Source organism: Streptococcus mitis ATCC 6249, from assembly GCF_000146585.1.
Classification (GTDB): Bacteria; Bacillota; Bacilli; order Lactobacillales; family Streptococcaceae; genus Streptococcus; species Streptococcus mitis_AZ.
In genome coordinates, this window is record NZ_GL397179.1 from 1,744,654 (window position 1) to 1,764,967 (window position 20,314).

Annotated in this window: 15 protein-coding genes and 1 pseudogene; 2 read left to right on the top strand and 14 right to left on the bottom strand. The window is 44.2% G+C overall.

Going from position 1 to position 20,314, the window contains the following annotated elements; genetic code table 11:
* Positions 1–45: 45 nt before the first annotated feature.
* A complete protein-coding gene (locus HMPREF8571_RS10130) occupies positions 46–4,791 on the bottom strand; it encodes an endo-beta-N-acetylglucosaminidase (RefSeq protein ID WP_419991869.1) in 4,746 nt (1,581 codons plus the stop codon).
* A 117-nt stretch (positions 4,792–4,908) separates the two neighbouring features.
* Positions 4,909–5,037 (bottom strand): annotated as a pseudogene (locus HMPREF8571_RS11580) (YSIRK-type signal peptide-containing protein); the annotation flags it as partial.
* A gap of 334 nt (positions 5,038–5,371) precedes the next feature.
* On the opposite strand from HMPREF8571_RS11580, the gene HMPREF8571_RS10135 reads away from it, so the two are divergent.
* Entirely contained in the window at positions 5,372–7,003 is a 1,632-nt protein-coding gene (locus HMPREF8571_RS10135) for a Na/Pi cotransporter family protein (protein WP_000026625.1), read from the top strand.
* 201 nt (positions 7,004–7,204) lie between these two features.
* Here HMPREF8571_RS10135 and HMPREF8571_RS10140 read toward each other — a convergent pair whose 3' ends face one another.
* From HMPREF8571_RS10140 to HMPREF8571_RS10190, 12 genes are all read right to left on the bottom strand, one after another.
* Entirely contained in the window at positions 7,205–7,501 is a 297-nt protein-coding gene (locus HMPREF8571_RS10140; RefSeq protein ID WP_000390584.1) for a bacteriocin immunity protein, read from the bottom strand.
* A 21-nt stretch (positions 7,502–7,522) separates the two neighbouring features.
* A complete protein-coding gene (pepA, locus tag HMPREF8571_RS10145) occupies positions 7,523–8,587 on the bottom strand; it encodes a glutamyl aminopeptidase (RefSeq protein WP_000209157.1) in 1,065 nt (354 codons plus the stop codon).
* A 102-nt stretch (positions 8,588–8,689) separates the two neighbouring features.
* Positions 8,690–8,941, bottom strand: coding sequence for a membrane protein insertion efficiency factor YidD (gene yidD / locus HMPREF8571_RS0102005; RefSeq protein WP_000821620.1), 252 nt, complete (start codon positions 8,939–8,941; stop codon positions 8,690–8,692).
* A complete protein-coding gene (locus HMPREF8571_RS10150; RefSeq protein ID WP_001222215.1) occupies positions 8,941–9,663 on the bottom strand; it encodes a pseudouridine synthase in 723 nt (240 codons plus the stop codon). The genes yidD and HMPREF8571_RS10150 overlap by 1 nt, the downstream gene beginning before the upstream one ends.
* A complete protein-coding gene (gene scpB, locus HMPREF8571_RS10155; RefSeq protein ID WP_000105283.1) occupies positions 9,650–10,219 on the bottom strand; it encodes an SMC-Scp complex subunit ScpB in 570 nt (189 codons plus the stop codon). Before scpB ends, HMPREF8571_RS10150 begins: the two co-directional genes overlap by 14 nt.
* A gap of 18 nt (positions 10,220–10,237) precedes the next feature.
* Positions 10,238–10,966 (bottom strand): segregation/condensation protein A, encoded by a 729-nt coding sequence (locus tag HMPREF8571_RS10160; protein ID WP_000351879.1) that lies wholly within the window; start codon positions 10,964–10,966, stop codon positions 10,238–10,240.
* On the bottom strand, positions 10,966–11,700 hold the full coding sequence (gene xerD / locus HMPREF8571_RS10165; RefSeq protein WP_303742776.1) for a site-specific tyrosine recombinase XerD: 735 nt from the start codon (positions 11,698–11,700) through the stop codon (positions 10,966–10,968). The genes HMPREF8571_RS10160 and xerD overlap by 1 nt, the downstream gene beginning before the upstream one ends.
* Complete coding sequence (cbpB, locus tag HMPREF8571_RS10170; RefSeq protein ID WP_000560693.1) at positions 11,697–12,158, bottom strand: cyclic-di-AMP-binding protein CbpB; 462 nt, start codon at positions 12,156–12,158, stop codon at positions 11,697–11,699. Before cbpB ends, xerD begins: the two co-directional genes overlap by 4 nt.
* Positions 12,155–12,676 (bottom strand): metallophosphoesterase, encoded by a 522-nt coding sequence (locus HMPREF8571_RS10175; protein WP_001118939.1) that lies wholly within the window; start codon positions 12,674–12,676, stop codon positions 12,155–12,157. Before HMPREF8571_RS10175 ends, cbpB begins: the two co-directional genes overlap by 4 nt.
* Complete coding sequence (locus HMPREF8571_RS10180; protein WP_419991867.1) at positions 12,652–13,662, bottom strand: nucleoside-triphosphate diphosphatase; 1,011 nt, start codon at positions 13,660–13,662, stop codon at positions 12,652–12,654. Before HMPREF8571_RS10180 ends, HMPREF8571_RS10175 begins: the two co-directional genes overlap by 25 nt.
* On the bottom strand, positions 13,620–14,414 hold the full coding sequence (gene racE, locus HMPREF8571_RS10185; RefSeq protein WP_000370362.1) for a glutamate racemase: 795 nt from the start codon (positions 14,412–14,414) through the stop codon (positions 13,620–13,622). The genes HMPREF8571_RS10180 and racE overlap by 43 nt, the downstream gene beginning before the upstream one ends.
* Before the next feature lie 205 nt (positions 14,415–14,619).
* Entirely contained in the window at positions 14,620–14,865 is a 246-nt protein-coding gene (locus HMPREF8571_RS10190) for a YneF family protein (RefSeq protein WP_000364988.1), read from the bottom strand.
* A 323-nt stretch (positions 14,866–15,188) separates the two neighbouring features.
* Between HMPREF8571_RS10190 and HMPREF8571_RS11005 the strand changes: the two genes are divergently transcribed.
* Positions 15,189–20,246 (top strand): SIALI-17 repeat-containing surface protein, encoded by a 5,058-nt coding sequence (locus HMPREF8571_RS11005; protein ID WP_000361156.1) that lies wholly within the window; start codon positions 15,189–15,191, stop codon positions 20,244–20,246.
* Positions 20,247–20,314 lie beyond the last annotated feature (68 nt).

Below are 20,314 nucleotides of genomic sequence, written 5' to 3' on the forward strand. Positions count from 1 at the left end.
TTGTTTTTTTATTTTTATGAGAAAATCCAAGATTCGTAAATCCGATTAGTCTTCTTTTTTCTTTCTAGCAAGCAAGCCGTAGCCACTCATTACTCCGAGAAGTCCCAGCGCTACTAGACTAGCATCTCTTGTCGCTCCCGTATTTGGCAGCTCTTTACTTACTTCTTCAACTTTTGCTGGTGTAGCTAAAAGCGCTTGGTCTGTTGTTTGTGAGTCTAGCTCTTCTTTTGTTCCAACTTCTGTGATTTCTGGGACAGCTTCCTTGAGTACTTCAGTTGAAAGAAGAGTGCGTTTGCCTTGGGCATCCACCTCTACAAAGTGACGAACTTGACCTTCCACACCTGCTTGAACTAGCTGACGTTGACCTTTTAGAAGGCTTGCATTTGGTCGCTCTTGACGTTCGAAGGCCATTGTAGCCTCTTCAACTTCCAGTTTCGGAGTTGCTAGAACTAAATCTTTCACACCTTCAGCTGGTTGGTTACTTGACAGAACCTTTGTACCAACTTCGGTAATTTCTGGGAGGGCTTCCTTGAGTACTTCAGTTGAAAGAAGAGTGCGTTTGCCTTGAGTATCCACCTCTACAAAGTGACGAACTTGACCTTCCACACCTGCTTGAACTAGCTGGCGTTGTCCTTTGAGAAGCTCGGAGTTTGGTCGCTCCTGACGTTCAAAGGCCACTGTATCCTCTTCAATTTCTAGTTTCGAAATTTCTAAAACTAGGTCTTTTACTCCCTCAGCCGGTTGGTTACTTGACAGAACTTTTGTTCCAACTTCTGTGATTTCTGGGAGGGCTTCCTTGAGAACTTCAGTTGAACGAAGGATGTGTTTGCCTTGGGCATCTACTTCTACTAGACGACGAATTTGACCTTCTTCTCCTTTTTGGACAAGTTGACGTTGACCTTTGAGAAGCTCGGCATTTGGTCGCTCCTGACGTTCAAAGGCTGTTGTTTCAGTTTCAATAACTAGTTCAGGAAGGGCTTCAACTGTTGGGGCTACTTCATTTGGATCCATGCTTCCAACATGATTGCTTTCTTCTGCAGGTGCTAGTTTCTTATTCAACTTTTCTTTCATGTCCGCAAAAGCTTGTGGAGTTGGTGTTTGTGAAGACAACAAAGCTTCAGCTTGGGCAATCAACTCATCTTGAGAATCTTTTTCACGGACGGATTCGAGCAAGCCTTCCAATTCTTCTCTAGCAGTTTGATAACGTTGATTTCCATCCAAGTCCGCTCCAGCTTGTTTCAATTCATTCAAGGCTTTGTTGACTTCTTCTTGACTGGCATCATGGTTTTCTGCAACAGCTTTCGCTGCATTGAGTTTCTCTACTAGTACAGCTTGTTTGTCCTCACTTGAGAAGGTATAGGCAAGGGTTGACTGGCGACCTTGGGCAGCAGTGATTTCTTGTTTGAGGTACTCATCGTTGACAGCTGCTTTTGGAGAAACCAAGACATCGAACTCAGCAGTGTGTCCCTTGTAATGCAAGGTCAAGGTTTGTCGTCCAGTCTTCTGAGCATCATAGCCCGTGATTTCAACACCTTGATCCGTAAAGGCATGACTTTCTTCTGTCTCATCATCATAGAGAACACCAAAGCGACCTTCAGAGAGATCCAGTTGATCTCCTACTAGATAGTCTGTTTTTGGTTTCTTAGTAATATACAAGCCCGCTACTTCTTTTGGTTTTCCTTCATCCTGTCCTGTCACTTGGACTTTCAGATCACCTGACACCGGTAAACCAAGGTATTGAAGTGTTAGGTTTTGTTCCCCTTTTTGATGAGAGTCGTATCCAGATACCGTCACACCTGAGTGAGTAAGGTTAATCAGCTCGTCGGCTTGCCCCCCTTCGTATTGAACACGGAGAGTTCCGCCTCTGAGGTCCAGTTTTTCTCCTTCTTTATAAACCGTCTTCTTAGGTCCTTTTTCGAGACTAACTGCAACAATTTTTCTCTCATCCTGTGGAATCGCTACAGCCAAGGTGTTACTGATTTCTTTGCCAGGTAATTGGGTACGATAGTAGAGGAGAGTTGGTTGCTTGTCAAAGGCCAATGGTGCTGTTGCCAGGTCGCCACCAGTTTCAGTCTTCAAGGTTGCAATTGGTGTTTGCGAATCCGCCTTGTCGTAAACGGTGATGGTTGCGCCTGCTGGAACATCAGAGAAGCCTAGTTGAACTTGGTGGTTTCCAAGTGAACGAGTAGCTACCTTAGCCATTGGAATATTTTGACTTTCTGTGTCCAAGGTTTCGTACATCTTCCAGTTGTAGATACGAATGGCTTTCCAAGGTGTTCCGTTATCAGATGTAATGACATGCAAACGCCAGTCTTGCGCGGTGATTGGTTTGTCAAGAGTGATATCTGTCACGTGCTCTTTATTGCCACGGACTTCCTTAGCTAATTTCCACTCGCCATCTGTATCCTTGTAATAAAGATCAAAGTCCTTGGTATTCATCAGACCATCGTTAACAGACTCACCACCAGCTCCCGCATGATCCATTACCCATCTGACAACACGACGTGGTTGAGTCAAACGAATATCGACACTACCGCTCAATTGTCCTGAAGACCACTTGTCTGACAGACTTGTAATCGTACCGTTCAACATGCCTTCGATACCTTCCCCACCTTCAGTATTGGGGAAAGTGCTACCGATAACTGTTGCACCTGGAACAATATTTTCAGCCAAAGGTCTTGGGAGAGTTGTATCCTGAACAGTCATCCCCCAGTTGAATGACGCTGTTGCAGCTTCTGAACGGAGGCCATTTTTACCAACTGCAACGACTTTCAATTCTTGAGTCGTACCAGTCGCATTAGCAGAACGGCTAACTTTTGGCAAGTAGATGGTTGAAGCAGATGAACCTGTCAACAAACGCCAGTTGTCCCCGTCTTTTTCGTAGACTTCATAGAAATCTGCATCTTGGTTACCCGAAAATTGAACCACTGCTTCAGCTTCTTGGGCATTCTTAAGAGATTGCTTCACCACAGAGAGACCTGTAGGTGCTTGTGGCGCTTGATGATTATCCGTGATAGTTAATTGTCCTAGGTTGAACTGATAATCTTTTACAGCACCTTCATGTTCGAAGAAGAGTTTGACTGCATAGATGGTTTTACCTGCTAGTGAGCTAAGATCAATTTCTTCATTTGTCCAGTTGTCAGAAAGAGTCAGTTCTTTCCATGCATCTGCATCCTCAAATTTGTAGTCTGGAGTCGTAGAGAAGGCCATATAAACTTTGGAGCCTTTTCCTCCCTTGTGGGCAACCCGAAGTTTGGTTTTCTCCGTTACTTCTAGTTTAGTAGAATACAAATTCACATCTTGGTCCGTCTTACCAGCTACATCACCTGAGAATTTAAGAGAATTTCCGCCATTGTAGGCATCTGTAAAGTCATATTCTGCACGAAGTTTTTCCCCCGTTGAAGTCTGCCACCAGCGCCATGTTGGCAAGATACCCGAAACAGAACGGTAGTTCCATTCAGAATCCTTAGAAACTTTGCCATCTACAAACCACTTTCTACCATGACCTGTATTAAAAGAGGTGGTGAAGGTACGGCCTACTGCTGGTGTGCGGTCCGCAACTAAATTGGCAATTCCATACCACTCTTTATCACCTGGTTTTTGAGCCGTTGGATCTCCTTGGTAACCTGTGAAGAAGATGTCTTCGTTCTTGTGGTAATCTTCCCCTGTTTTTCCTAGACTAGTAATTGTATCTGGTGCAAAAAGTCCTAACGACAAACGCAACTTGCCATTTTCATCTAAGAGGGCATCCCAGTTAACCTTGGTCTTATATGATCCACCTTGTTGCAATTCCAAGCCTGCAAAGACATCATATTGGCTACGTTCTAGCCATTTTGCCATCTCTACAGAGTGGTCATTCTTTTCCTTGTTCCAGTTGAAGTTAGCAAAGAATTGATCTGCAGGGACCTTATCACCTTCCTTTTGCATGAATTGGTAGTTGTAGTCTCCCAAGCCATCTTCGTGATAACGACCGTATTTGTAGGTCATGGCATCGTACCAAGCATACTTGATTGGGTGGTTGACCTTAGCCGCGTATTCTTTTGTATAGAGCATGAATTGGCGCATTTTTTCACCAAGAGGTGCTACCAATTCCCCCGTTGTTTCTTGGTTGATGAAATAGCCATCAAAGCCATAGTATTTAGCGAGATCAACGAGTTTGCGTGCAATTGGGAAAGTGCCATCCTCATCTTGTTTCAAGGCGGCGGCAAATTTCTCTTGGTCAGCAATGCTGTTTGACCAGTTGAAAAAGAGGGTTCCATAAACAGGCACACCATTACGGTGGCCTGCATCAATGACATCTGGAGTAGGGACTAGGCCTTCCCAGAAGACCATTGAATCCAAGTATTGCCAGTAATCGAAGGCGTAGGCCTTGAATTCTTCTCCACCAACAGAAGCGTGGTCTTTAGCCTTTGAGTTGGTATTTGCTAGCGCCTGAACTTTGGCTCTTCTGCTTGCTTTTTCGTTAACCAACTGACCTCTATGGCGCTTGGCGAGTTCAACTGAGGATCGATTGATGGGATCATCCTCACGCGCACCTGGTTCCCATTTCAACAAATCATCCCAAGTATCAAATTTGATTTCTTTCGGTCGGAGACTCTTCTCTTCATTTTTAGGAACGTCTGCTAGACTTGGTTTGTCAGCTTTATTGTCAGCCACTTGAGGAGTTTCCTCAGGCTTGACTCCTTCTTTGTCAGTTGGTTGAGCAGGTTTTTCAGTTTTATCTGTCGGAGCTGGCTTTGCTTCTTCTTTTTCATTAACCAAATCAGCTATTGCTGGAGTGTTTTCTGAAATTGGTTGCTCAGCTACTTTGTTTTCAGTTTCCTCTAATTGTTTTTCGAGGGCTGCAGTATCTGGATTAGCTGTTTCACTCGCGCTTGTAGCTTGGGCGCTCGTATTTGCAACTGCCTCAGGGACAGCAACCTGTTCGGCAAGAGCTGGGCTCGCAAATAGAGCTGAACCAATCATCAAGGAACAAGCTCCGATTGACAGCTTTCGAATACTGTAACGGCAACGTTTTTCAAAAAATAGATCTTTCATCTTTTCCTCCTAATATAATAAAAAGTAAGCGCTTTACTTTTTAGATAAAAAGCAACTGTTCTTAGTGGACACCACCCGAACAGGATCATTTTCATTTTATCTTATATGAAAGCGATGTCAATCTATTTGACACAAAAACTATAACTAGGATAATAATCAGTAAAATTTGGACACAATCCTATCATTCGACTATCTTACAGTAAATTTATCCTCTATTTTTAGAGAAAGTTACCTTTTTCTTATGAAAATTTCCATTAAACACTTGTTAGATTTCCTATTATCCTTTAAAATAGAATAGGAGAAATTCCGCGATTATTTTTCGGAGGAAAAAGAAATGTCCATTAATTGGCAGGAAATTTTATTTCACTTTTTAGGTGGTCTGGGACTATTTTTATATAGTATCAAGACCATGGGAGACGGTTTGCAACAAGCTGCTGGAGATCGCCTTCGTTTTTACATTGACAAATATACCAGCAATCCCTTCTTCGGTGTGCTGGTTGGTATCGGTATGACGGCGCTGATTCAATCAAGTTCTGGTGTTACTGTCATTACAGTGGGGCTTGTCAGTGCAGGACTTTTGACCTTGCGTCAGGCTATCGGTATTGTCATGGGTGCCAATATTGGAACCACCGTTACATCCTTTATCATCGGTTTTAAGCTAGGAGATTACGCCTTACCTATGCTCTTTATCGGAGCGGTTTGTCTCTTCTTCACCAAGAATCGCTCCATCAATAACATCGGACGAATTATCTTTGGTGTTGGTGGTATCTTCTTCGCCCTCAATCTTATGAGCGGTGCAATGGAGCCCCTAAAAGACCTGCAAGTCTTTAGAGACTACATGGTTGAACTAAGTAAGAGTCCTATTCTAGGTGTCTTTGTCGGAACTGGGCTGACCCTACTCATTCAGGCTTCATCCGCAACTATCGGTATCTTACAGAATCTGTACGCAAGTGGTTTGATTGACCTACAAGGTGCCCTACCGGTCTTGTTTGGTGATAATATCGGAACGACCATTACAGCCATCATTGCTTCTCTTGGAGCCAATATCGCTGCCAAACGTGTTGCCGGTGCCCATGTCGCCTTTAACGTAATTGGTACGGTTATCTGTATTGTCTTCCTTGTTCCTTTCACGGGCTTGATTCAATGGTTTGAATCGGCGCTCAATCTAGCTCCAGAAATGACCATTGCCTTTGCTCACGGAACCTTTAATATTACAAATACCATTATCCAGTTCCCATTCATCGGTGCCTTGGCTTACCTTGTAACCAAGCTCATTCCTGGTGAAGATGAAGTTGTTAAATACGAGGCTCTCTACTTGGATGAACAACTCATCAAACAGGCGCCTTCTATCGCTCTAGGAAATGCCAAAAAAGAACTTCTTCACTTGGGGAACTATGCTGCAAAAGCTTTTGACCTTTCCTACGACTACATCGTCAATCTAGATGAAAAACTAGCGGAGAAAGGGCACAAGACTGAAGAAGCTATTAACACAATTGACGAAAAACTCACTCGTTACCTGATTAGCCTTTCAAGCGAATCCTTGAGTCAAAAGGAAAGTGAAATCCTAACCAACATCCTCGACTCGTCTCGTGATTTGGAACGGATTGGAGACCACGCAGAAGGGTTAATCAACCTAACAGACTATCTCCAACGCAAGAATGTTCAGTTCTCTGAGGCCGCTTTGAAAGAGCTAGCTGAGATTTATCACGCTACCACTGAGTTCATCAAAGATGCCCTTGATAGTGTGGAAAACAACGATACTGAGAAAGCTCAAAGTCTAATTGAACGCCATAAAGAAATCAACAATATGGAACGCATTCTCAGAAAGACCCATATCAAACGCCTTAACAAGGGTGAGTGTTCTACACAAGCTGGGGTCAACTTCATCGACATCATTTCCCACTACACTCGTGTGTCTGACCATGCTATGAACCTTGCTGAAAAGGTCATCGCTGAACAAATCTAATACTCTTCGAAAATCAAATTCAAACCACGTCAACGTCGCCTTGCCGTACTCAAGTACAGCCTGCGGTTAGTTTCCTAGTTTGCTCTTTGATTTTCATTGAGTATAAGTACCAAGAAGCTATCCTGAATGGGATGGCTTTTTCATCCCCTCATCAAGAATATTTTTTCTAACGTAAAAAAAATGCTTTGATTCACAATGGAATCAAAGCATTTTAAATAGCTCTCCAAACATAATAGCAGAAACCGCGGTTCCTCTGTACTTGGCTTCTTCTCTTTTGATAAAGCGAGCCAAGTTGAGCAACTCAGGTGCCGGATGTTTGGGATTGGTGAGCAATTCACGGGTGACCAGTCCTGAGAGACGGACTGCTAGTAACTGCTCATTTGTAGTAGGCAGCCTCTTAGCAGTCTCTAGGAGAGCAGCAACTAAATCGTCACTCAAGCCCTGACGGGCATGATTGTAGAGGTCTTTTATAAGGCTTTCTAGATTTGCTTCTTCCATCCCGATCAACCTCCCTTATGTTTAATAATTTTTAATCAAATCAACCGTTGAACGATCCAATTTTTTCACCAAGGCTTGCAAGAAAGCTTGGGCTTCTAGGAAGTCATCCATCGCGTAGAGGGTTTGGTGAGAGTGGATATAACGTGCACAGACACCGATAGTTGTAGATGGGACACCACCATTTTTCAGATGAGCTGCTCCAGCGTCCGTTCCGCCTTTTCCACAGTAGTATTGGTACTTGATGCCAGCTTCTTCAGCCGTTGTCAAAAGAAAATCCTTCATACCTGGGAGAAGCAAGTGACCTGGATCGTAGAAGCGAATCAAGGTGCCATCCCCAATCTTGCCTTGGCCACCGTAGACATCACCAGCAGGTGAACAGTCAACTGCCAGAAAGACTTCTGGATCAAACTTAGTTGTGGAAGTATGAGCGCCACGAAGACCAACCTCTTCTTGGACATTGGAGCCAAGATAGAGTTCATTTCCGAGTTTTTGACCTGAAAAGGCTTCTGCAAGCTCGCTTACCATGAGAACACCGTAGCGATTGTCCCAAGCTTTAGAGATGATATTTTTTTCATTGGCTGTCAAGATAGCAGAACTATCAGGGACAATGGTGTCACCTGGACGGATTCCAAAACTTTCTGCTTCAACCTTATCCGCGAAACCACCATCAAAGATAATATCAGCAATAGCTGGCATGGTTGGTCCACCTGTTCCACGTGTCAAATGTGGAGGGACAGAACCTGAAATCACAGGAATTTCACGACCGTCACGAGTAAAGAGTTTGAAACGTTGGCTGCTGACTACCATTGGATTCCAACCACCGATTTCAACGACACGGAAGGTCCCATCTGGCTTAATTTCGCTGACCATAAAACCAACTTCGTCCATGTGAGAAGCGACCAAAACACGGGGTGCATCGGCAGCTTCTGAATGTTTGATACCAAAAATACCACCCAATCCATCTGTCACCACTTCGTCCACATGCGGTGTCAACTTTTCACGAAGATAAGCACGGACAGGTGCCTCATGACCTGAGATTGCAGGGATTTCTGTTACTTCTTTGATTTTTGAAAATAATGTTGTCATATCAGTTCCTTCTTTCTGTCCTCCATTTTACCACTTTTTATAGGAGAAGGATAGTGGAAATCTTAATCTTCCAACTTCCTTTCTAGAGTATACAAAAAAGAATCAGGCTGATTCTTTTTGTTTATGATTTCGTTTGAGTGAAAAGTGGTCTGGGACGGGATCCTTGCCTATTTTCGACCAGGGGTGGCAACGTAAAATCCGAGCCAAGCCCATCAAAACACCCTTGAAACCATGTTTTTCAATAGCCTGAATCATGTAGTTGGAACAAGTAGGTTCAAAGCGACATGAGGGCGGAAAGGCTGGTGAGATAAAACGTTGGTAAAAGCGTACTGGCGCTATTAAAATTCGTTTCATTATTTCTTGGTTACCGCCATGGTGTGTAGTTGGCTGATTTCTTTTTTATTGAGGCGACGGGCTTCACCTGGACGAAGACCTGTCAAGTCTAGGTGACCGAAACGTGTCCGAGACAACTTATCCACTTGAAGACCGACGGCTTCAAACATCTTTTTAACCTGATGGTTGCGGCCCTCATGGATTGTCAACTGTACTACAGAGCGATTTTTTACTGGATCCACTTTGAGAATCTCATAGACAGCTGGCTTGGTTTTCTTGCCCTCAATCTCCACTCCACGAGTAAAGGGGCGAAGATTTTCCTTATTGGCCACACCTTTGACACGCGCGACGTAGACCTTGTCAATCTCATTACGGGGGTGAATCATTTCATCCGTAAAATCACCATCATTGGTCAAAATCAAAACACCTGATGTATCCCAGTCCAAACGTCCCACAGGGTAAATACGTTCTTTGACATTGGACAAGAGGTCCACAACCGTCTTGCGGCCCTTGTCATCTGTCACACTGGAAATCACTCCACGTGGTTTATTGAGCAGATAGTAGACCTTTTCTTCATTGTAGATAGGTTGGCCTTCAACTTCAACCTTGTCGCCAGCCTTGATGGTCGTTGCGAGTTCACGTACCACTTGGCCGTTGACAGTCACCAAGCCTTGCTTGATCAACTCTTCTGCTTTTCTCCTACTGGCCACACCTGCGTGGGCAATATATTTATTGATTCTCATCTTCTTCTATCCTTTCACCAAATAATTGGCTTTCTTGCGCTTGAATCTCAAGCTCATCAATCACTGGCAGTTCTTCCAAATGGTTAATCCCCATGTAATCTAGAAAATAATCCGTCGTCACATAGAGGTTGGGACGACCCAACACTTCTTTTTTCCCATCTTCTCGTATCAAATCAAAGGCCTGCAACTTTGCCAAAGCCCCACTCGAATTGACCCCACGGATAGCATCGATTTCTATCCGCGTAATCGGCTGCTTGTAGGCAATGATGGACAAGGTCTCAAGGGCAGCCCGAGATAAACTCTGATTGATGGGAGCTTTGGAGTATTCCTTCAAAATCGTTGCAAATTGAGGCTTGGTCACCAATCTGTATGCTCCCGCTGTCTCAATCAGGGACAAGCTCGAATCCTGGTCTTTCTCATACTTTTGGGCTAATTTTTCTAAACTCTGCTGGATGCCTGTCGGGGGAAGCGACAGGAGTTCAGCCAACTGACGGACTCGAATCCCATCTTCACCTGCTACAAACAAGAGCGCTTCTATTTCTGCTAAAGTACTCATCTTTCCTCTCTATCAAGTCTAGCTTTGTGCCTCTTGACTTTCTTCCTTCTTTTCCATGAGATAGATATCTCCGAAACTCTCCTCTTGCACGAGGATCAGTTCCTGGGTTTTGATTAACTCTAGGGTTGCCAAAAAGAGGGTAATGACCTCTTGGACATTCTGGGCTTCCTTGAACAAATCCTGCAAACGCAACTGGTCTCGTCCAGTCAAGGACTCTTTTACAATGCCCATCATGTCCTCAATCTTATACTCATCCCGCAAGATAGTCGTGTGATTCTGAGCGAACTCCTCTTTTTTCTTGGCTAGGATATTTGAAAAAGCCAAAAAGAGGTCAATGGTCGTCCTATCATGCACAAGTTCCGCATCTTCGTAGATCAACTCTGTCGGCGCTTTGGAATAGTACTGGGCCCGATCTTGGTGCTTAGCCTCCAAGTGCTCACCCAAGAGCTTGAACTTGCGGTATTCTTCGATTTGGGAGAGGAGATCCTGCTCCAGGTCATCCTCCAAATCAGCCACTTCTGCCACCTTTGGAAGAAGTTTGCGGCTCTTTATCAGCATGAGCTGACTGGCCATAACCATATACTCACCCGTCACTTCCAGACGCATAGCCTGCAGGGTTGAGACATAGGCTAGGTACTGTTCGATGACTTCTGTGATAGGCACATCGTAGATATCCATCTGGTACTTAGAAACCAAGTGCAAGAGCAAGTCCAGGGGCCCTTCAAAATCTTTTAATTTAATATCCATTATCTATATTTTTCTAAGGTCAGGACTGTTTTTAATCCTAATTTTTTTGCAATTTCGTACAAATCGACCTTCTCTTCTATCTGTCTTAGAATGAACTGTTCCCGCAAGGCTTGGGCTGATAAGGTTGGGAAACCTTTCTCCTTGACAAAGGACTCCAGCTGACGAAAGGCCCACTGACGAGAATAGGCTTTCCCTCCCCTTTCAAAGAGATAGGTCTGCCCCATCAAGGGTTCCAATTCTGAAAGCAAGGTCCTAGGAATGGCTACAATCCTCTGTTGGGAAGCCTTGTTAATTCGCAACACCTGAAAATCCAGATTGATATCTGCAACCTTAAGGGCTAAAATCTCGCTTGGCAAGAGTCCCATTTCTAGGATTAAGAGCGCTAGCAAGCGTCCCTCTGGATAGTCACTTTCCTGCCAAAAAGACTCTAGGTCTAACCGTTCTGACTTTTCGGTCTTCTTTTCAGCTTGTTTGGCTAATTCCAAACGATAAAAGCTGTCCACTTCTCCTTTTCGATAGAGAAAGTAGAGAAATTGGTTACAGGCAGAAAGTTTTCGCTTTTGGGCGCTGATTTTTAGATTGGCTAGCTGGCCTTGGTAAATCTTGAGACTGGTTTCAGAAATCCGCTCACCCACAATGTCTAAAAATTGCTCCAGATCATACTTATAGGACTGCTTGGAATTGGCAGACAAGTCCTGTTTTTCCTCTAAAAAGGCTGAAATCCTATCTCTCATTTGCATCGAATCTCATATTCCTTACTGAAGTCATGCAAGAGGGCATTGACAGCCTTGAGGATAGACTTGCGCGTGATAATTCCTTGGAAAATTCCTTCATCATCTACCACTGGCAAGAAAGGTTCATCTACCAGTTTATGGAGGACCTCTGTGATGTTATAGTCTGGAGCGACGACTGCCACATCTGTCTTGGTCATATTGACGATATCTGTCGTTGCCATATGCTCATCCGTCAAACCCTGCTCCATTTGATAAGCCAAAATATCTCTCAGACCAATGGTTCCGACAAAGCGTTTGTCAAAGGTCACAACAGGGATACGGGTATAGGTGATTTGGCTCAGCACTAAAATCGCATGGTCAGCATTATGGGTATCAATCAAGGCTGCTAGATTCTCGGCAGGGGTAAGGAAAGTCTCTTCCTGCTCCAGTAAAAATGCTTCAAATTCCTTGGCAATCATCGAGCAAACTCCTTGGACAGACCTGGATAAACCTCATGATCACGTGTCAAAAAGTCTACTTTGAAATAGCTGTCATCAATCTCCACACGGGCATAGAGACATTCTCTGATAGTTCCTCGTGGTTGGCTGATGGAGCCTGGATTTAGAAAGAGTGTTTTTCCTTCCATCCAAGCATTTGGCACATGCAAGTGACCATAGAGACAAATATCGGCATCTTCTTCCTGAGCCCAGTAGTCCAACTTTTGAAAGTTGAAATTGATATCAAACAAGTGTCCATGAGTCTGGATGATCTTGGTTGGACCAAGTTGAGTTACCAAACGTTCTGGGTAGCCAGCATAAAAGTCCATGTTGCCTTTGACGACATGGATGCCTTCCCAAAGCGGAGAATCTGGACGGAGTTCTGAGTCGCCATCGTGAAAAATGGCATCTACTTTACCCAGATAGCGGTCACGAATTTCTTCCACAATCAAGCTATCTCCGTGGGAATCACTCATTACAATGATGGTTTGCTTTGCCATGATGGAAATACCTCCAAAAGTTTCTTAACGGCTAAGGCACGGTGGGATTGGCTATTTTTTTCTTCAAGGGTTAATTCAGCTGCTGACTTGCCTGTCTCTCCCACAAGGAAAAGGGGATCATAGCCAAAACCATTTTCACCCTTGGGTTCAAAATTGATATAACCTGGCCAGTCAGCTTCAACCACCAAGCTTTCCTTGTTTGGGCTAGCTACGACTAGGGTTGTGTGGAATTGTGCCGAACGGTCCTTAAGGTCAAAGACCATGGCCAATTCGTGCAAGAGTTTGGCGTTATTTTCACGGTCAGTTGCTCCCACACCTGCAAAACGGGCTGACCAGACTCCTGGCAAACCACCGAGGACATCGACTTTGAGACCAGAGTCATCTGCTAGCACCATCTTGCCTGTTAATTGAGAAATGGTTTCTGCCTTGAGGCGGGCATTTTCTTCGAAGGTCATGCCTGTTTCAGCTACTTCAGGCAGATCTGGATAGTCATTGAGATTTTCCACATCGTAGCCTAACTTGTCAAAGATAGCTCGGAATTCCTTGGTCTTGCCCTCGTTACGAGTCGCAATCAACAAGGTTTCTCTAACCTTACTAGTTTCAAAGAAGTCTTGAACATTGACCCCTTCTTTAGGCAATTCTATATGCAGGAGTTGCCCATTTTCTACCAAGAGTAGGGCTCCCTGACGTTGGATGACTTCCAAGTTACGTCCTGCTTCCGCATTTAAAATCTCAACGATAAAAGAGAGTAAACGGAAGTTAGAAGACCAGCGCATCACCGTTATCGTAATTGGAAAGCCATTTTCCTTATCACGAAAAATCCGCGCCAAATCCATAAAATCAAGATCAAGCGGATCTTTGATGAGACTGTAGATGCCTCCATAGACGTCCCAGACACCGACATACCAGTCCTGGTCGTCCTTGTATTCATAAATTTTGTTTGTCATAAAGTTACATGCTCCACATGAATCTCTTTTTCCAGCCATTCTGCTCCAATCTGAGCAAAACTCTGGCTACTAGCTGTTGTGTAAAATCGGTGCTGAAGCGGTCCCGCATCTCGGCTACGATTGATTTCAAAATAGTTAAGCAAAACCGAGATATCCCGTACACACTCTGCCCCACTATCGATGAGTTTTACATCTGGTCCCATGACATTTTGGATGATAGGGCGAAGGAGCGGATAATGAGTACACCCCAAAATCAAGCTATCCACCTTGCCGACCAAGGGACGCAGGGTTTCATAAACCACTTTCTTAGTTACACTAGTTGATAAGGCACCAGATTCAACCAAGGGGGCAAACTTGGGACAGGCCAAACTTTCCACCTGTAAGTCTGGATCCAAATCATGGATTTTCTGACGGTAGATGTCTGATTGTACCGTCATGGGAGTTCCAATCACCCCGATTTTCCCACCTTGACTGGACTTGATGGCTGCCGAAGCTCCAGGCAAAATCACACCTAGAACAGGAATGTCTAGTTTCGCCTTGATTTCTTCCCAGACGACCGCAGTCGCAGTATTACAAGCAATGACAATCATTTTGACATCCTTGGTCAAGAGAAAGTTGACCAACTGCCAAGTATATTCACGAATTTGCTCAGCAGGACGGGGACCATAGGGCGCCCGTGCCGAATCTCCAATATAGACGATTTCTTCATGGGGAAGCTGGCGCATGAGCTCACGAACAACGGTTAAGCCACCGACACCCGAATCCAAAAAACCAATCGGTCGATTATCCATACAGTCTTCTTTCTAGTCTTTTTTCTGATTGATAGTTCATCATAATTACTCGTCCTAAATGAACGGATAGACAGCTTGATAGAATGGAAACTGCCTCTCTCTTAATCATAATCAAATATCAATAGAATGCAAGGAAAAAGTCTTATCCTTGAGAACTATTGAACATAGTGAGAAGTCTGGAACTTTCATCCCAGACTTTTCCTATTTATTTCTTTTTATTGTTAGTAAGGGCTGCTTTTTGTTGGCGGATGATTTGGTGGTAAACTTGTTGTACCTTGGCTTCGCTTGGTTTTTGACCATTTGCACTCAAGAGAGCACGAACTGCCTCAGCGTTCAAACGTGGGTTGTCCGCAAATTCTTTTTCGATTTGCTTACGCACCAAGTACATACCTCCAAGAGCTCCTCCTAGAAAAGCTAGCACAATCAAGACAATTGCTAAAAGTAAATCCATTCTTTTTCTCCTGTTTCTTTTTGAGTCTTCTATATTATACCATAAAGTGACTTTCCTGACTAGTTTGTTTTACGCTTTCAAGAGAGGGTTAAGCCAATTCTAAGCTAGTCTTACAATCAGATTGAACTATGAAATTACGAATAATTCCACCCTTTCCTCTCTTTCTTCTACTATTTTAAGAAAAAGCAATATCAAATATGTTTTTCACCAAAAACCTCTTGACAAATGCTAGATGACCAGTAGAATGGGAGGTAAATAGAAACAAAAATATAGGGATTTGTCTTACAAAATGTAAACGGTTCCAAATACTAAAGGAGATTTCTATGGATAAAAGATTTTGGGAGAAATCCTGTCGCTATAGCATCCGTAAACTGACGGTTGGGACTGCTTCTGTTTTGCTGGGGGCTGTTTTTCTATCTAGTCATACAGTCTCTGCTGATGGTATTGAAGTGCAGCAAAATGACCCAAGTATTGTCGAGACTACAACTAAACCTGATAGTGGATCAGAGCAGATTGAACCGACCGAGACCGCTAAACCAGCTCTAGTTGAGACTCCAAGTACCGAAAGCAAACCAGCCGAAGAGACTCAGCCTACAAGTAGTCAAGCTAGTAGTGAAGCTGTTATAGACTCAAAAGAAAACAAGGAGAGCGAGAAGACAGAACTGCCAGTGACAAAGCAAGAAAACTATCAACTCAACTACGATCAACCAACAGCTCCCTCCTATGATGGATGGGAAAAACAAGCCCTTCCTGTCGGAAATGGAGAAATGGGAGCCAAGGTTTTCGGACTCATTGGGGAAGAGAGAATCCAGTACAACGAAAAGACCCTCTGGTCAGGAGGACCACAACCCGATAGCACCGACTATAATGGAGGGAACTACAAGGATCGCTACAAGGTCTTGGCGGAGATTCGTAAAGCTCTCGAAGATGGAGATCGCCAAAAAGCCAAACAACTGGCTGAACAAAATCTAGTCGGACCAAACAACGCCCAGTATGGTCGCTACCTAGCCTTTGGTGATATTTTCATGGTCTTCAATAACCAGAAAAAGGGTCTAGATACCGTAACAGATTATCACCGTGGTTTGGATATCACAGAGGCTACTACAACCACTTCTTACACCCAAGATGGGACGACCTTCAAACGCGAAACCTTCTCCAGCTATCCTGATGATGTCACTGTGACCCACTTGACTAAAAAAGGAAATAAGACGCTTGACTTTACCCTTTGGAACAGCTTGACAGAGGACTTGCTTGCTAATGGTGACTACTCTTGGGAATATTCCAACTATAAGAACGGACATGTTACTACAGATGAACATGGAATCCTTCTAAAGGGAACTGTCAAAGATAACGGTCTCAAATTTGCATCCTATCTAGGAATTAAAACAGACGGAACAGTCACTGTTCAGAATGAGACTCTAACCGTCACAGGCGCAAGCTATGCGACCCTCTATCTCAGCGCCAAGACAAACTTTGCTCAAAATCCTAAAACCAACTATCGAAAAGACATTGACCTCGAAAAAACGGTTAAAGGGATTGTAGAAGCAGCTAAGGCCAAAGACTACGAGACACTTAAAAAGGACCATATCAAGGATTATCAAAGTCTCTTTAACCGCGTTAAACTAAATCTAGGTGGAAACAAGACTACTCAAACGACAAAAGAGGCCCTTCAAAGCTATAACCCTAGCAAAGGACAAAAACTGGAAGAACTCTTCTTCCAATACGGACGTTATTTATTGATTAGCTCGTCTCGTGATCGGACAGATGCCCTTCCTGCCAACCTGCAGGGAGTCTGGAATGCCGTAGACAATCCACCTTGGAACGCTGATTACCACCTCAATGTCAATTTGCAAATGAATTATTGGCCAGCCTACATGAGCAACCTTGCTGAAACTGCCAAGCCAATGATCAATTACATTGATGACATGCGCTATTATGGTCGTATCGCTGCCAAAGAATACGCTGGTATCGAATCCAAAGACGGACAAGAAAATGGTTGGCTGGTCCACACTCAAGCAACACCATTTGGCTGGACTACTCCAGGTTGGAATTATTACTGGGGTTGGTCTCCAGCTGCTAATGCCTGGATGATGCAGAATGTCTATGACTACTATAAATTCACCAAGGATGAGACTTATCTCAAAGAAAAGATTTATCCTATGTTGAAAGAGACTGCTAAATTCTGGAACTCCTTCTTGCACTACGACAAAGAAAGTGACCGTTGGGTGTCTTCTCCATCCTACTCACCAGAACACGGTACCATCACCATCGGAAACACCTTTGACCAGTCGCTAGTTTGGCAGCTATTCCATGACTACATGGAAGTTGCCAATCATCTGAAAGTCGACCAAGACTTAGTCACAGAGGTCAAGGCTAAATTTGACAAACTCAAACCACTTCATATCAACAATGAGGGACGTATCAAGGAATGGTACGAAGAAGACAGCCCACAATTCACCAACGAAGGGATTGAAAACAACCACCGCCACGTTTCCCATCTGGTAGGTCTCTTCCCAGGTACGCTCTTTAGCAAAGATCAAGCTGAATACCTAGAAGCTGCGCGTGCTACTCTCAACCACCGTGGAGATGGTGGTACTGGTTGGTCTAAGGCCAATAAAATCAACCTCTGGGCTCGTCTCTTGGACGGTAACCGTGCCCATCGCTTACTCGCTGAACAGCTAAAATACTCAACCCTAGAAAACCTTTGGGATACGCACGCGCCTTTCCAAATCGACGGAAACTTTGGAGCAACTAGTGGGATGGCAGAAATGCTCCTCCAATCTCATACTGGCTATATTGCGCCATTGCCAGCCCTTCCAGATGCTTGGAAAGACGGTCAAGTTTCTGGCTTGATTGCCCGTGGTAACTTTGAAGTCAGCATGAAGTGGAAAGATAAAAACCTTCAAAGCTTGTCCTTCCTGTCAAATGTCGGCGGAGACCTGGTTGTAGACTATCCGAATATCGAAGCCAGTCAGGTTAAGGTCAATGGCAAAGCAGTCAAAGCAACTATCCTCAAAGATGGTCGCATCCAACTGGCAACACAAAAAGGTGATGTCATTACCTTTGAACATTTCCCTGGTCGTGTAACCAGTCTGACAGCAGTTCGACAAAATGGAGTCACTGCCGAAATCACCTTCAACCAAGTAGAAGGCGCTACCCACTATGTCATCCAAAGACAAGTAAAAGATGAATCTGGACAAACCTCTGCAACTAGAGAATTTGTAACCAATCAAACCCACTTTATCGACCGCTCACTAAATCCTCAACTCGCCTATACCTATACCGTCAAGGCCATGCTGGGAGAAGTTCCTACCCAAGTATCTGAACAGGCTACTGTAGAAACTCCTAGTGAGTTGATGGACGATCGGGATAGTCGTATCCAGTACGGAGCTGCCTTTGGAAACTGGGCAGACTCAGAATTATTTGGAGGAACTGAGAAGTATGCGGATCTTTCATACTATGACTATTCAGACGAAGATATCACTGCAACCATTCCTTTCAATGGTGTTGGTATCGAAATCTATGGACTAAAATCGTCTGAACTAGGTCTTGCTACTGCTAAAATTGATGGCAAAGAGGTCGGCGAACTTGATTTCCACACTGCTGGGGCAACTGAAAAAGGTAGCCTCATTGGTCGCTTTACAGGATTGTCAGAAGGACCTCATACATTGACTCTTAGCGTTAAACGTGAGCACAAGGGACGTGGAAGTGAACGCTCGAAAATTTCCTTAGACTACTTTAAGGTCCTATCTGGAAAAGGAAGTACGATTGAAAAAATGGATGACCGTGATTCGCGCATCCAGTATGATTCCCAGTTTAAGGACTGGTCTGACCCGGAACTCTACGGAGGTACGGAAAAATACGCTGATATCAACAACAGCGACTCTAGTGCAGCTTCAGAAGCTCAGGCAACCATTTCCTTTACAGGAACAGGTATTCGTATCTATGGTTTGAAGAGCCTTGCCCTTGGACGAGCACGTGTTACATTAGATGGCAAAGAAATGCCTGCTTTGGATTTCTATACGTCAGGCGCAACTGAAAAGAGAGCCTTTATTGGCGAATTTACAAATCTCACTGACGGTCCGCACACCCTGACATTACGTGTTGATCCAGATTCACCCGAAGGTCGCAAGAAAATTTCTCTAGATTCCTTTGATATCATCAAAGCCCCTGCTATTGGTATAGATAGTCCAAGTATCGCTCCTCTTAAGGAAAACGACAAAGAAATTTCCTTAACCCTACCGTCTGGAGACTGGGAAGCCATCGCTGTAACCTTCCCAGGTGTCAAAGATCCTCTAGTATTGCGCAAAGTGGACGAAACGCATCTGGTTACAAGTGGGGATCAGACCGTGCTATCAATCCAAGACAATCAAGTTCAAATCCCAATCCCTGAGGCTACTGATCGACAAACTGGAAAAGCGATCGAAGCTTATGCCATTCAAGGAACTACCACAAGTAGTCCTGTCGTAGCTGTCTTTACTAAAAAAGATGAGAAAAAGATTGACGAGAACCAGCCAACTACAAGCAAGGGGGACGAACCAGCTCCTACTGTTGACATTCCGGAATATACTAACCCTATCGGAACTGCAGGACAAGAAGAGCCACCTACAGTTGAAAAGCCTGAATATACTGATCCTATCGGAACTCCGGGAGAACAAGAAGCTCCAACAGTAGAAATTCCGGAATACACCAACCCTATCGGGACTGCAGGGCAAGAGGAACCGCCTACAGTGACAATTCCTGAATACACTGACCCTATCGGAACTAGTGGGGATCAGGCTGCTCCAACCCTTACCCTTCCTGATTATCCAGTTCGAGTCTTGAAAGACAAGGAAACTGGAGTGGAAATTATTGGTGGAGTCAGTGACCTAGAAGGAATTTCTCACATCTCAAGCCGACGTGTCCTAGCTCAGGAACTCTTTGGCAAGACCTATGATGCTTACGACCTACAACTTAAAAATCCAACAGATCATAACTTGCAGCCAAAAGGCTCTGTATTGGTTCGCTTGCCTATTTCAGCTAGCGTAGAAAAGGTCTACTATATTACTCCGACCAAGGAGTTACAAGCCCTTGATTTCGATGTTCGAGAAGGAAAGGCAGAATTCATCACTAGTCATTTCAGTACCTATGCTGTCGTCTATCAAGCTGCTGGAACAACCCCTAGTACAGATGAAAAACCAAGTGCTTCAAATGCAGAAACCTTGGCACACGAGGCTGAACAACTTTCAGCTAGTCCGAGTCTTGCTAAAGCTGGAAGTTCTCCTAAAGAAGAACTTCCAGCAACAGGAGAAGCATCTAACCCACTCCTCTTCTTAGCAGGCCTCAGCCTAGCCCTCACAGCCACTTTTATGTTAAAAGGGAGAAAGGATGACTCCAACTAACCTTTAAGCACACAAAAACAGGATGAAGATCACCTTCATCCTGTTTTATTTTGTAATCAAAAGTTAGT

Coding starts and splice junctions, on each gene's coding strand:
- racE (WP_000370362.1), bottom strand. CDS start 14,414: ATGGATAATCGACCGATTGGTTTTTTGGATTCGGGTGTCGGTGGCTTA.
- HMPREF8571_RS10140 (WP_000390584.1), bottom strand. CDS start 7,501: ATGGAAGAAGCAAATCTAGAAAGCCTTATAAAAGACCTCTACAATCAT.
- yidD (WP_000821620.1), bottom strand. CDS start 8,941: ATGAAACGAATTTTAATAGCGCCAGTACGCTTTTACCAACGTTTTATC.
- HMPREF8571_RS10150 (WP_001222215.1), bottom strand. CDS start 9,663: ATGAGAATCAATAAATATATTGCCCACGCAGGTGTGGCCAGTAGGAGA.
- scpB (WP_000105283.1), bottom strand. CDS start 10,219: ATGAGTACTTTAGCAGAAATAGAAGCGCTCTTGTTTGTAGCAGGTGAA.
- HMPREF8571_RS10180 (WP_419991867.1), bottom strand. CDS start 13,662: ATGGCTGGAAAAAGAGATTCATGTGGAGCATGTAACTTTATGACAAAC.
- HMPREF8571_RS11005 (WP_000361156.1), top strand. CDS start 15,189: ATGGATAAAAGATTTTGGGAGAAATCCTGTCGCTATAGCATCCGTAAA.
- cbpB (WP_000560693.1), bottom strand. CDS start 12,158: ATGATTGCCAAGGAATTTGAAGCATTTTTACTGGAGCAGGAAGAGACT.
- HMPREF8571_RS10160 (WP_000351879.1), bottom strand. CDS start 10,966: ATGGATATTAAATTAAAAGATTTTGAAGGGCCCCTGGACTTGCTCTTG.
- HMPREF8571_RS10175 (WP_001118939.1), bottom strand. CDS start 12,676: ATGGCAAAGCAAACCATCATTGTAATGAGTGATTCCCACGGAGATAGC.
- HMPREF8571_RS10190 (WP_000364988.1), bottom strand. CDS start 14,865: ATGGATTTACTTTTAGCAATTGTCTTGATTGTGCTAGCTTTTCTAGGA.
- xerD (WP_303742776.1), bottom strand. CDS start 11,700: ATGAGAGATAGGATTTCAGCCTTTTTAGAGGAAAAACAGGACTTGTCT.
- pepA (WP_000209157.1), bottom strand. CDS start 8,587: ATGACAACATTATTTTCAAAAATCAAAGAAGTAACAGAAATCCCTGCA.
- HMPREF8571_RS10135 (WP_000026625.1), top strand. CDS start 5,372: ATGTCCATTAATTGGCAGGAAATTTTATTTCACTTTTTAGGTGGTCTG.